Below are 12,987 nucleotides of genomic sequence, written 5' to 3'. Positions count from 1 at the left end.
ACCTTAAGGGAGGAATGAGCTTGTGACTTTAAAAAAGAGGATAACAAAGAGGGCTTTTGTCATTTTTGTTATGGGGGTTTTTTTCTTTTCTACATATTTCCCTATTTTTCCTGGTTTAACGATGTATGCGGCCGAACCAACTGGTAAAAAAGTAGAGGAGAATCCGCCAAACACAGCAGAAAATAACACGGTAGAAGCACCTGAAACTACAACCGACAAAGAGAAGGGTGAAATAGCCGAAGAAGAAAAAGAGGAGGAAAAGAATCAGCATGAAAATCAATCCTCATCTATTTCCAAAGAGAAGAAATCAACACCAACTGCTGAACAAAAGGAAGAATCAGTAATAAAGGAAGAGGATAAACCTCAAGAAACGGAAGAGAAGGAACCAGCAAAAGAGGAAATAACAAATGAAACGAATCAAAATCAGGAGAAAGCAGAGAAGAAACAAGAATCTTTTGATTACAAAAAACTACCGCCATTGCTTATTACCGAGCTAGCTCCTGATTCGAAAGGGACAGATAACTTTGAATTTATTGAGGTCTATAATAATACTAATCAGCCAATAGACTTAAATAGCTATTATTTTTATTACCAATACATAGGCGGTAATACAGCAGATAAAATAATGTCTATGCCAGAAGCAATACTAGCACCCCAAGAAACCATTGTTCTTTGGTTTAATGTCAAGGGACTTTCAGTAGAGGATTTCAACAAACATTTCAGCACTTCATTAACAGAACAACAAGTAATTTCCATTAAAGGGGATTTTTCAGGTTTTGCTAATGGTGGTAATCGAGGTGTCCTCATAAAAAAACTTGCAGGGCAGGAAGTAGTGTCAGCAAACTATTTACCAGGTGAAACGGATAATACAGGTGCAGATGTTCATTATGCTTTTCCAACAGAAGGTACAGAGATGGTAAAGCAGGAAGTTAAGGCTGCCCCAACACCAGGTGCATTAAGTGATGGACAAGTACCAGCAGAGCAAGTTCCAGTGAATCCCGTAACTAAGGATACAGAAGCTCCCGTCATAACGCACGAAGCAAAAAAAACCATGAAAGCAGGAGAGGCAATTTCTATCGAAGCCACTATTGTAGATGATAGAAAGAATCCAACAGCTACTTTGTATTATCAAGGTGAAACAGATACAGAATTAAAAGCATTAGAGATGAAACAAGATTCGGCCCAACCACAAAAATTCACAGCCAGCATACCAAAAGAGGCTGCATTAGGCAAAGTAGTCTATTATCTGGAAGCTTCAGACGGCATGAATATGTCAAAAACATCCGAATATACAATCGAATTAGAAAAAGAACCAGCGCAAGATACATATAGTGATCGTCCTCTTTTAATTACAGAACTTGCTCCTAATTCAATGGGAGGAGGCACAGATTATTACGAATACTTTGAGCTATATAATAATTCCAACCAAACATTGAACACAGCAAGTTACTCTTTCTACTATGTATATACAGATAATTCGAGAGAGCCGATTCTATTTCCATTACCAGCAACTGAAATAAAATCAAAAGAGAGGCTTGTATTCTGGTTTAATAACGGAAATAAAACATTAGCTGATTTTAATAAAGAGTATGGGACAAATCTTACAAGTAACGAAGTAGTAATGTTTACAGATCAAACATTCCCTGGTTTCGCTAATGGTGGTAATCGTGCTCTTGAAATCAAAGATGCCGAAGGGAATATCACGATCTCAGCTAGTTATTTAGGTTCTGAAAATGATAATAATGGCAAAGTGATTCATTATCAATTTCCTCAAACGGGAACGGAAATGGTTAAGTATAAAGTATTAGCAGATCCTACACCTGGGAAAATAGAAGCAGACCAAATTCCAACTAAGATAGTGGATCTACCTGATGTTCCGAAAGATACGGAACCACCGGCCATTTCTCATCAGGCAATGAAAACAGCAAAAGCATTTACGGCCGTTACAGTAGAAGCAAAGGTAACGGATAATGAGACAGCAAATCCAATTGTGACTTTACATTATAAAAAAGCACCGGATGAAAATTTTAAATCTGTATCTCTTTTAAAGGATACGCAAGGGAAATACTCAGCAACTATACCAGCAGCAGATATAGATGGAGACATTATTTATTATCTGGTAGCTAGTGATGGAATCAACGAAAGCAAAACCGAAGAATATACAATTTCGGTGGAGAAAACGGATATTGATTTTACCAAAGTTCCTAAATTGCTTATTACAGAAATAGTGCCTGATAGTGCTAATGTCGGGACTGCAGATGGCTATGAGTACATAGAAATCTATAATAATACCGATAAGGCAATAAACTTCAAGGATTATAAAATTCAATATCGCTATAATGCAGATCCTAATACAGATGTTGTCTGGCCATCTGTACCAGATGATACGATAATCGAACCGCAAGGCACCCTTGTCTTCTGGGTGATTAATTCTCAAAATGGGGATAAAACAGTAGCTGATTTTAATGCGAATTATGGCACAAACCTTGTCGAAAATAAAGATATTGTTCGTATTAAAAGTGATGGCATGGCCAATGGAAGTATGCGTGGTCTAGTAATTGCCACGAATACAAAAGAAGAGATAAATGTTGCTTATTATAATGATGAGGCAGCGCAATTAGATACGGCAATGAATATGGGCGTTCTTTATAAATTCCCGGAGGATGGCTCCACGCAATCAGTCAAAATTAGTTCGAAAACAAAACTAGGAACTCCTGGCTCCATAGAACCGTCACAAGTGCCGAACGAGCCAGTTCATGTAGAGGATGATACGGTTCCGCCAACTCTCATCAACGCTACGAATGTTCAAGAAATTCAGCAGATGAATGATTTAACCATTCGAGCAAAAGCAACCGATGACAAGGGAATTAAATCTGTGCTTTTGTATTATCGTACGAATGATCAAACAGATTATGAAAAAATATTATTAACAGTAGATGCGAGCGACAGCGAATATTATGCCACTATTCTATCTGCAGCTAACTTTATTGCGAAAGAGAAAATCGAATATTATTTCGTTGCCACAGATGGGCAAAATGAGGTAACATCCGAAAAATATGTCATTACTATTAAAAATGAAATAAACAATGCACCTATCTATTTAAATGTTAAAGATGATGATATTTTAACTGGAAAAGCAATCTTAAAAGCAGCATCCAAAGAAACAGCCGCTAGGGATGTAGAACTTTTTATTGATGGAAAAAAAGTAGAGGAAAGCACCTACAGCACATTAGAGACACAAGCTTATCTTGCTGTTGATATTAGCGGTTTGAATATGTATTTCAAAAATGCTATTACAATGGGAGAGGAAATAATCCACCTTTTGGATAAGGATAATAATTCTGATTGGAAAACGTTTACGATTCCGATTGACCCAAATAAATTAGCCGTCGGAGAAAATATTATTACCGTTCGCTCGGGGAATAAGGCTTCTCCATTCCAATTAGAAGAAAGTGAAGAAAATAGAGATGATTATAATCTAAGGAATGTAAGGTTAATTTTAGCTGATGGTACGGTCATTAGAGATCCACAAAAGGCCGATCCTTCTCAAGTATTTGATATGGGGGATGATGGCACGTATCGTCCATTTGAAGATTTTACTTTTACGATAACAGAAGAGCAGTCAAAAGCAAAAACCTATGTTTGGGATACGACGACTGTTTCTGATGGAGCTTACAGCATTAAAGCTACAGATAGTGAAAGGGAAACAACTGCTACTATAAAAGTAGATAATACTGCCCCAGTAATCAAAACAAATATAGAAGCTGAGAAAGAATATAAAGGTGTCTTTACCATTGAAGCGAGTGCAGTAGATACAATTGCTGGTGTAGAATCACTGGAAGTAACCCTTGATGAGGAAGAGATTAAGGTACCATTTGATACGGCTTCTTCCAAGCTTGCTCCAGGCAAGCATACCTTAAAAATGGTCGCAATAGATAAGGCGGGCAATAAAGCAGAAGCAGATATTTCCTTCTCTGTTTCAAATGAAAATCCAAATAAGCCAGAATTAATAGCGCCAGCTAATAACACAGCAGCACCCGTCGATGGAGATCCGAAGTTGAAGGTAAAGGTAACGGATCCAACAAATGATTCGATGGATGTTACGTATTATAAAGGATATAAATATGAAGCATCGGATAGTAAAGTAAAATCATTTGAAAATGCTAGTGACACAGAACCACCAGTTGAGCTGGCACCAGCAGGGGAAAAGGCATTAACTGCTAAGGATATTACGGCGATTTCTTCCTTAGACGGAAAGTATCTAACAACGAATTCAAGTACTAAATTCCCTTATCATCGCTTTGAAGTAGCGCTTGATCCTTCTATTAGTAATCAAGATAAAGTGGAGCTAGTGTGGAACGGAAAATCACTGCAAGGAAGAAAGGTCTCCATGTATGCTTGGAGCATGCAAGAAAATAAATGGAAGCTGCTAACATATAAAATTGCTGGATCAGAAGATTTCACATTAAAAGCAGACGTCGATGTAAGGGCATTTGCTGATAAGACGAATAAAGTTAATGTGTTAATTCAAGATGAAATTCCAAGCACACCAGATGAATATGATTATACATTTGTTTGGATGTCGGATACGCAATATTATGCAGAGAGCTATCCATATATTTATAAGCGACAAACAGAATGGATTGCGGAAAAACAAGAAGAGATGAAAATTAAATATGTCATGCATACTGGTGATGTTGTCGACGAGTTTGATGATGAGAAACAATGGGTGTATGCCGATGAATATATGAGAACGTTAGAAGAAAACAAAATTCCATATGGCGTGCTTGCCGGAAACCATGATGTCAACCAATTATCAAATGACTACAAAGAATTCTCTAAATGGTTCGGAGAAGATCGCTTTAAAGATAAGCCATTTTACGGAGAATCTTACAAGAATAATCGTGGTCATTATGATTTGATTTCTGCGGGTGGAAATGACTTTATCATGGTATATATGGGCTGGGGAGTAAACGACGAGGATATGAAATGGATAAATGATGTACTAAAACAATATCCAGATCGTAAAGCCATTCTTAATTTTCATGAATACTTATTAGTTTCCGGAAATAGAAGCCCTATTGGGGAAGAAATTTTCCAGAAGGTAGTAGAGAAGAATGAAAATGTCTTTCTTGTATTAAGTGGACATTATCATGATTCGGAGACATTAATCAGTGAAGTGGATGATGATCAGGACGGGAAAGTCGATAGAAAAGTCTACCAAATGCTTGGCGACTATCAAGGTGGTCCAGAAGGCGGGCAAGGCTATATGAAACTACTTCATTTTGATCAAAAGAATAATAGAATTCTTATTAATACGTATTCACCATATTTAGATGATTATAATTTCTATGACCCAATAGAGTATCCATTGAAAGATGAATTGGCTATTGATTTAGATTTAACAGTCCAAGAGAAACAAGTTGCTACGGATTACTTTGCAGTAAATGTTTATACAAAGGAAGAAATCGGCAAGCAAGAAAATGTAGCAAGCGGCGAGATTGCAGAAATAGCATGGAAGAATCTAAAAGAAGGGCAAGTATATGATTGGTACGTAGTAGCTTCTGATGATTATACAGGATCAGTAACTTCTGATATTTGGTCTTTTGCCAAAGGACAGCCGACCCCAGAAACTCCAACAGAACCAGGTGATGGAGGAAGCGAGAAGCCAACGGAGCCGAATCCAGGAGGAGATGATGGAGGAAGCGAAGAGCCAACGGAGCCGAATCCAGGAGGAGATGATGGAGGAAGTGAAGAGCCAACGGAGCCGAATCCAGGAGGAGATGATGGAGGAAGCGAGAAGCCAACGGAGCCGAATCCAGGAGGAGGTGATGGAGGAAGCGAGAAGCCGACGGAGCCGAATCTAGGAGGAAATGATGGAGGAAGCGAAAAGCCAACACAGCCAAATCCAAGCGTTATCAATCAAAGTGAACCAAAAAATAATCAGTCCACCATACTCCCAAATACAGCTACAGAAAATTATACAATTATGCTGGTAGGATTAGTGTTATTAATTGGAGGAATGGTAGTTGCTTACTGGAGAAGAATACGTAGAGAAATATAGGATCTAGTTCCATTTATTCCTATTTATGGTTTAACTACAGGGAATTCTAATAATCATTTATTAATAAAAATAAAGAGCGGTAGAATCTATTTACTAAGACTATCGCTCTTTAACTATAAAATGTACTATTTTCATTATGATAATAATATATTGGAATTATCTACACTATCTTCACGAATATTTACCTTTCAGCTCCCTTACTTATTTCGTTCTATGATTAAAATCTAACGGTTATAAAAGGAGGCTAAAGAAATAAAAACAATTATTTGGATGGTTATGAAAAACATATTTACAACAGATCTGTTTATTTTTCTATACTTAATAACGACACTAGAAAAAGTAAGTTGATAGAATCTTCCATACACCACGATCCCCGATTCATTTCCTATAATACTCATCCTAGTCGAACTAATTTATATTTCATTTCAAGTAGAATTTTCATTTCTTTTTAAAGTCATTGGTAAAAGTAAGTAGAGGGAGAGGATTTCATTTGTGCAAAGAACAGGGGATTTAAAGCTCATACAAGAATTAAATCGATCCATTATTTTAGATACAATCCGAAAAAAAGGACCGATTTCAAGAAGTCAGGTTGCAAAAGAAATAAAAATAAGCCCTACTACCGTTACATCAGCTGTCAATGATTTAATTCGTAAAGGCATGGTAATTGAAGATGGTGTTGGTCATTCCAGTGGCGGGCGAAAGCCGGTATTGCTTCGCTTTAACCCGAGTAAGCATTCCATTATAGCGGTATCTATCACTAATTCTTATATTAAGATGGCTGATATGGACTTAGAAGGAAAAATATTAAGGAAGAACGTTCATCCAGTAAATCAGCTTCAAGGTAATGAGATTATTTTGCTTTTGATAGACTTATTGGAACAGTTTGTGGCAGGGAATGACCGATTAGAGTTTTGCGAAGGGATTTCCATCATAACTCCTGGAATTGTAGATTCCAACAACGGGATGATTGGTTATAACACCAAACTTAAGCTTTATGATGTTCCGCTAACAGAATTGATAGAAGAAAAATTTAACTTACCAACCTTTTTAGATAATGATGTAAATGCATTTGCGGTGGGAGAATATTATTTCGGTTCTTTTAACAGCTATAAAGATATCATGTATCTCACTATAGGAGATGGTGTAGGCTCCGGTTTGATGATTAATGGGACCATCTATCGTGGATTCAAAGGAAGCTCTGGAGAAATTGGGCATACAACTGTTGTCCCAGGTGGTTCAAAGTGTGAATGTGGAAACAATGGCTGTCTAGAAAACTATGTAAACTGGCCAGCTATTTATTCTAATATAGTTTCCTCCATCCTAACTAAAGGGCGTGATACGTTAATAAAAAATTTAATTGAAAATGACATCCGAAAACTTACCCCTGAAATTTTTATTGATGCAATTAAACGGAATGATAAGTTAAGTATCGAAATTCTTGATGAAATTATCAGTTATTTAGCGATTGCGATTTCTAATACGATTCACTTACTAAATCCCGAAATAATCATAATAAGTGGTGAAGTGGTACAGGATAATCCCTTATTTATCAAAAAGATAAGAGAGAAATTATCTGAAATGGTGATTCCTATATTAAAAGAGGACATAAACATTCAAAGTACTTCTTTGGGGTCGGATTTTGACTTATTGGGAGCGGCAGCGGTTATTCTTCAAGGAAAATTTCGTTTTCAATTATAAAGAGTGGATAGGTGATTTAAAGAATATTCAATCATTACTAAAGGGAAAGTGGAGGGGGATTATGAAAAAGTTATTAAGCCTTTGTATCTTTGTGTTGATCTCCATCATGCTTGTGGCATGTAGCGGGAAGTCATCGGGTGATGGAAAGAAAACGATTGAAGTTGCATTATGGGATGAAAATGTTAGTGATGCAGTTGATGCATCGATTGAGTCGTTCAAAAAAGAACATCCTGATGTGAATGTAAAAGTTACCTATACCCCGTTTGCGGAGTACTGGACAAAGTTGCGAACAAGTCTGGGCGGTGGCAGTGGCCCTGATGTTTTTTGGATGAATGGACCTAACTTTTACCAATATGTAACTTCTGATTTGATTAAAGATTTAGAACCATTTCTTCAAGGAGACGAAGAATTCGCCAAGGAAAATTATTATCCAGCCGTTGTGGATCTTTATTCCTATGAAGATAAACTATATGCTGCTCCATATTTTGTCGATTCTATTGGCCTATTTTACAACAAAAGATTGTTTGATGAAGCAGGCGTAGATTACCCTGATGAAACGTGGACTTGGGAAGACATAGAGGCAGTTGGCGAAAAGCTTACAAAACCAGATGAAGGAGTCTATGGCTATTTAAATCAAGTTGTGCGAAATCAATCAGGCTACTATAACTTAATGCATCAAGCAGGTGGTTATGTCATTAGTGAAGACAAAACAAAGTCTGGATTTGACACACCAGAAGCAAAAGAAGCATTTGCATTTTTGAATAGATTAATTGAAAAGAAGATTTCTCCGACCGTGAAGGCACAAATCGAAACAGATGCAGATCAGTGGTTCATGTCCCAGAAGGTGGCCATGACTCCAGAAATTTCTGTTCATGCAGCGGAGTATGAAGAGGTTCTTGGAGAGGATTTAGGGGTAGCGCCCCTGCCGAAAGGAAAAGTAGATACATCCATTGTCCATGGTATTGGATGGGCAATGAATAGCAAAACAAAAAATGAAGAATTAGCTTGGGAACTAATTAAAAGCTTATCTAATAAAGAAGGAACAACGGTGATGGCTAAGACAGGATTTGCTACACCAGCCCATATGGAAATTAGTAAGGTTTGGTTAGATTCTCTGCCAAATGTCGAATTACAAATATTCTTAGATGCGCTTGAAAAAGCAGTCCCTTATCCAGTTTCCGAAAAAACATCAGAATGGCAAAATATTGAAACAACGGAAATCCAAGGTGCCTTCTTAGGACAAAAATCGATTGATGAAGCTTTGGAGAAAATTGCTGCAGAAATGAATGCGATTTTGGAAGAAGAACAGAAGGATTAAGCTGGTTTTTAATGTAATTTCCCTTTTCATTGATTCCAAATGGAAAGGGAAGGGATGAAAAAAATCAAGAAAGAAGGGAGAGATACGATTGGAAACGATGGTAGTGAATAAAAAGAGTCCAGAGACTGTGGCAAGAAAGAGAAAGAAAAAGAAATTCAATCGTGAAGCTATTGCTGCTTATTTATTTATTGCTCCCACCATGATAGGGCTATTTATGTTTTATATTTTTCCTGCACTTGCCTCATTTGCTTTGTCCTTTACAAAATGGAATGGTATTTCCATGCCAGAATATGTCGGGTTAGAAAATTTGATCCAATTATTTACTGATTCTTCCTTTCTTCGTTCGATTGTTAATACAGCAGTATTTACCTTTGTTTCCGTTCCATTTACTGTCATTATTGCGATATTTATAGCAGTCATGCTGAATCAAAAAATAAAAGGCATTATCTTTTATCGTACCTTGTATTTCTTGCCAGTAGTTACGATGCCGGTCGCAGTTGGGATGGTATGGAAATGGCTATATAACACCGATTATGGCTTAATTAACTACATTCTAGGTATCTTTCATCTTCCGCAGCCATCGTGGTTATTTGACCCGAAGATTTCTTTAATATCCGTTATTATCGTCTACACATGGATGAGTGTCGGCAATAATATCATTTTAATCTTAGCGGGACTTCAGGGAATAGAAAAGACGTATTATGAAGCGGCCGACATTGACGGTGCTTCAAGGATTCGGAAGTTTTTTAGTATTACCTTACCGCTATTAACACCTACTATTTTCTTTGTTTTTATAACAGGAATGATTAGTTCCTTACAAGTATTCGACTTATTATTTGTCATGATTGGTAATAGTACAGCGCTATTAGAACCACTGCGTACGATTGTGTATGGCGTTTATGAATCAGGCTTTAAGTATGGTGAAATGGGTATTGCTTCTGCCCAAGCATTTATCTTGTTTCTTGCCATTCTATTGATGACCATTATTCAATTTATTTTCCAAAAGAAATGGGTTTATTACGATTCTTAATAAGGGGGGATTTACTTGAAGCGGGTTTCTAGACATTTACTGCTCATTATCGGAGCTTTTATCATGATTGTGCCATTTCTCTGGATGATTTCTACCTCTCTGAAATCCTTTGGAGAATCCATGCAAGTTCCGCCGACGATTATCCCTAAGGAATGGCATTTCGAGAATTATGGGAACGTCTTTGAAGCTGTGGATTTTTTAAAATACTATCTGAATACGATTATTCTCACTTTAGGTAGAACGATTGGTCAACTTGTTTTATGTTCTTTAGCTGCATTTGCTTTTGCACGTTTAAATTTTCCTGGGAAAAATGTTCTCTTTATTTTAATGCTGTCCGTGCTTATGGTACCCGCTCAAGTAATTTTAATACCAAATTATGCAACATTAACACAGCTGGGCTGGATTGACACATTCTTTGCTTTGATTGTTCCAGGCGTTTTTAGTGCCTATGGTACCTTTTTGCTGCGCCAATTCTTTATGGGCATTCCAAAAGAGTTGGATGAAGCAGCTAAAATTGATGGTTGTTCGTACTTTGGAATCTATTGGAGAATTATTTTACCAAATTCGACACCCGCCCTTACTGCTTTAGGAATCTTTACGATTCTCGCTGCATGGAATGATTTCTTATGGCCGCTTGTTATGACAAACTCTGAGTCAATGAGAGTATTGTCCGTTGGGATTTCCACTTTCTCAGGACAATATTCTACAGATTATCCGCTGTTAATGGCTGGTGCTGTCTTGTCCACGATTCCTATGCTGTTAATGTTTATTTTTCTGCAAAAGCATTTACTGGCAGGGATTGCACTTGGAGGGGTTAGAAGATAGATATTTAGAAAGAGAAAGAATTGATAAATAGAATAGGGAGTGTGTGTATATGTTAAAAGCATTAGTTATTGGCGCCGGAACGATGGGGAGTACTCATTCCTTCGCCTATTCAACCATGGATGATGTTCAATTAGTTGGAATTGTGGACAGAACCTTAGAAAAAGCGGAAGAATTGGCACGGAAATTAGGAGCTCAAGCATTTGCAAGCTATGAGGAAGCGATTGAAAGCCTTGGTGCTGTTGATGTTGTGTCCGTTTGTGTTCCCACTCCATTTCATAAGGAATATGTCAAAAAAGTAGCAGATGATTGTTTTCAAGTTGTTTGTGAGAAACCATTGGCTCGCAATTTAAAGGATGCTAAAGAAATGATCGACTATTGCAAGAAAAAGGGCGTGAAGCTTTTTGTAGGTCATGTCGTGCGTTTTTTCCCGGAATACCAGCGTGCAAAGCAAATGATAGAAGAAGGGAAAATTGGCAAGCCAGGTGTTGTAAATACGAAAAGAGGAGGCGGATTCCCATCTGCTTCTAGAGATTGGTATGCAGACTATAACAGCAGTGGTGGATTAGTGCTCGACTTAATGATCCATGATTTTGATTATCTACGCTGGTGCTTCGGTGAGGTAGAGCGAGTCTATGCCAAAAGTGCCGAAGGAAGAGCGATGGCAAAATTAGACTATGCATTAGTAACATTGCGCTTTGAAAGTGGAGTAATTGCTCATTTGGAAGGAACTTGGGCTCACCAAAATTTTGCAACAAAATTTGAAATAGCTGGAAAAGAAGGGGTTATTCACTATGATAGCTCGAAAGCAACTCCGCTTGTAAAAGGCATTAATCACAATAATACAGGTTCAGCTGGAGTCGCGGTGCCCGAAAGTCCATTAAAAGAAAATCCATATATAACAGAATTAAAACATTTTATTTCATGTATCAAGAATAAGGAGGAGCCGATAGTGACTCCTCTAGATGCTTATAAAGCAATGGAAATTGCGTTAGCTGCTATTGAGTCATTAAAGGAAGGAAAAGTAGTAGAATTGCGTAAACAAGAAATGGAGGTAAAACGATGAGAGTAGGAATTATTAGTTTTGCTCATGGTCATGCGTACGCCTATGCAGAGGCATTAAAGAAAAGCAAAGGAGTAGAGTTAGTAGGAATCGCAGATGACCAGGAGATTCGCGGTGCAGAAGCAGCGAAGAAATACAGTACCAATTACTATTCAAACTATGAAGATCTTTTAGACCAAGATATAGATGCTGTCATCATTACTTCCGAAAATTATAAGCATCATGAACATGTGCTTGCAGCAGCGAAGAAAGGAAAACATGTTTTATGCGAAAAGCCGATTGCGACAAATAGGAAGGATGCATTGGAAATGATGGAAGTTTGCAAAGAAAATAATGTATTCCTGCAAATTGCTTTTCCTGTACGCTTTAGTACACCAATAGTAAAAGCGAAACACATTATCGAGACAGGAGAACTTGGCAGTATTATTGCTATAAAAGGAACGAATCGCGGCACTAACCCGGGCGGCTGGTTTGTAGACAAAGAAAAATCAGGCGGCGGCGCCGTAATGGATCATACAGTTCACCTTGTGGATATTATGCGATGGTATATGAATTCAGATGTGAAAGAAGTATATGCAGAAGTAGATAATCTCTTTTCTGATTATGAGATAGATGATTGTGGGATCGTAACAATGGAATTTGAAAACAATGTGTTTGCTTCAATTGATTGTAGCTGGTCAAGAAATAAGACATTCCCAACATGGGGAGACGTTACATTAGAAATAATCGGGACGAAAGGAACATTGTCAGTAGATGCCTTTGCGCAGAAAAGTGAGCTGTACAGTGCAGAGGGAGCAAAATGGGATTATTGGGGAGATGATATGAACCAAGCTCTTGTAGAAGACTTTGTTACAAATGTGCAAAAGGGAATTGCACCTACTATAACAGGAGAAGATGGTCTAAAAGCAATGGAGGTTGCTCTGGCAGGCTATGAATCTGCGCAAAGCAAAAGGCCTGTTTTGATAGAAAAAATTGAATCGAATAATCAATAG

7 protein-coding genes are annotated in these 12,987 nt (G+C 37.6%); all 7 read left to right on the top strand.

Annotation, left to right across the window (positions count from 1 at the left end; genetic code table 11):
* Nucleotides 1-70 precede the first annotated feature (70 nt).
* The 7 genes from NST77_RS17145 (at nt 71) to NST77_RS17115 (ending at nt 12,987) form a co-directional block, all read left to right on the top strand.
* Nucleotides 71-6,064 (top strand): lamin tail domain-containing protein, encoded by a 5,994-nt coding sequence (locus NST77_RS17145; protein WP_341123269.1) that lies wholly within the window; start codon nt 71-73, stop codon nt 6,062-6,064.
* A gap of 492 nt (nt 6,065-6,556) precedes the next feature.
* Nucleotides 6,557-7,762, top strand: coding sequence for an ROK family transcriptional regulator (locus NST77_RS17140; RefSeq protein WP_095329749.1), 1,206 nt, complete (start codon nt 6,557-6,559; stop codon nt 7,760-7,762).
* Nucleotides 7,763-7,823: 61 nt separating this feature from the next.
* On the top strand, nt 7,824-9,080 hold the full coding sequence (locus NST77_RS17135; RefSeq protein ID WP_163185393.1) for an extracellular solute-binding protein: 1,257 nt from the start codon (nt 7,824-7,826) through the stop codon (nt 9,078-9,080).
* Nucleotides 9,081-9,177: 97 nt separating this feature from the next.
* Nucleotides 9,178-10,110 carry a carbohydrate ABC transporter permease gene (locus NST77_RS17130; protein ID WP_341123756.1) on the top strand — a complete coding sequence of 311 codons (933 nt, stop codon included), beginning with the start codon at nt 9,178-9,180 and terminating at the stop codon, nt 10,108-10,110.
* A 63-nt stretch (nt 10,111-10,173) separates the two neighbouring features.
* Nucleotides 10,174-10,935, top strand: coding sequence for a carbohydrate ABC transporter permease (locus NST77_RS17125; protein WP_095329812.1), 762 nt, complete (start codon nt 10,174-10,176; stop codon nt 10,933-10,935).
* Nucleotides 10,936-10,984: 49 nt separating this feature from the next.
* A complete protein-coding gene (locus NST77_RS17120) occupies nt 10,985-11,998 on the top strand; it encodes a Gfo/Idh/MocA family protein (protein ID WP_341123268.1) in 1,014 nt (337 codons plus the stop codon).
* Nucleotides 11,995-12,987 carry a Gfo/Idh/MocA family protein gene (locus NST77_RS17115; protein WP_095329752.1) on the top strand — a complete coding sequence of 331 codons (993 nt, stop codon included), beginning with the start codon at nt 11,995-11,997 and terminating at the stop codon, nt 12,985-12,987. The genes NST77_RS17120 and NST77_RS17115 overlap by 4 nt, the downstream gene beginning before the upstream one ends.

This window comes from Niallia sp. FSL W8-0177 (assembly GCF_038006285.1).
GTDB classification, from domain to species: domain Bacteria; phylum Bacillota; class Bacilli; order Bacillales; family Cytobacillaceae; genus Niallia; species Niallia circulans_A.
The sequence above is the reverse complement of the archived record's forward strand: the minus strand, read 5'-3'. Positions and strand labels throughout refer to the sequence as shown.

Coding starts and splice junctions, on each gene's coding strand:
- NST77_RS17145 (WP_341123269.1), top strand. CDS start 71: ATGGGGGTTTTTTTCTTTTCTACATATTTCCCTATTTTTCCTGGTTTA.
- NST77_RS17135 (WP_163185393.1), top strand. CDS start 7,824: ATGAAAAAGTTATTAAGCCTTTGTATCTTTGTGTTGATCTCCATCATG.
- NST77_RS17130 (WP_341123756.1), top strand. CDS start 9,178: ATGGTAGTGAATAAAAAGAGTCCAGAGACTGTGGCAAGAAAGAGAAAG.
- NST77_RS17125 (WP_095329812.1), top strand. CDS start 10,174: ATGATTGTGCCATTTCTCTGGATGATTTCTACCTCTCTGAAATCCTTT.
- NST77_RS17120 (WP_341123268.1), top strand. CDS start 10,985: ATGTTAAAAGCATTAGTTATTGGCGCCGGAACGATGGGGAGTACTCAT.
- NST77_RS17115 (WP_095329752.1), top strand. CDS start 11,995: ATGAGAGTAGGAATTATTAGTTTTGCTCATGGTCATGCGTACGCCTAT.